General features: G+C 35.3%; 1 protein-coding gene. It reads left to right on the top strand.

Going from position 1 to position 363, the window contains the following annotated elements; translation table 11 throughout:
• Positions 1-363, top strand: a 363-nt coding sequence (locus LQ686_RS13990) for a transposase (RefSeq protein WP_239733460.1), incomplete at both ends; no start/stop codon positions are given.

Genomic DNA, 363 nt, shown 5'->3' with positions numbered 1-363 from the left:
TATAAAGCTTTTACTTCTTCTTTAAGAAAGGTTTATGGGGCAACATCACTTAAAGCTTGTCATACTGCTTTTGAAGCATTTAAACAACAATGGTCTCAATATCCTGGTGCGGTTGATGTTTGGAAACGTAACTTCACTCACGTTGAACAGCTGTTTGATTATGGTAGTAATATTCGTAAAATCATGTATACAACTAACGCGGTAGAAAGTATTCATTCTAGTTACCGAAAGGTTACAAAAAAAGGTGCATTCCCAAATGAGAATGCACTCTTAAAATTACTCTTTATTCGAACGAAAGAACTTCAAAAGAAATGGTCCACTGGTTACATTCCAAACTGGTCTATGGTTATGAACCAGCTTCTT

The sequence above is a fragment of the Mammaliicoccus sp. J-M41 genome (genome assembly GCF_022385935.1).
GTDB classification, from domain to species: domain Bacteria; phylum Bacillota; class Bacilli; order Staphylococcales; family Staphylococcaceae; genus Mammaliicoccus; species Mammaliicoccus sciuri_A.
Note: the sequence above shows the minus strand (reverse complement) of the source record. Positions and strands in the feature narration are given on the sequence as shown.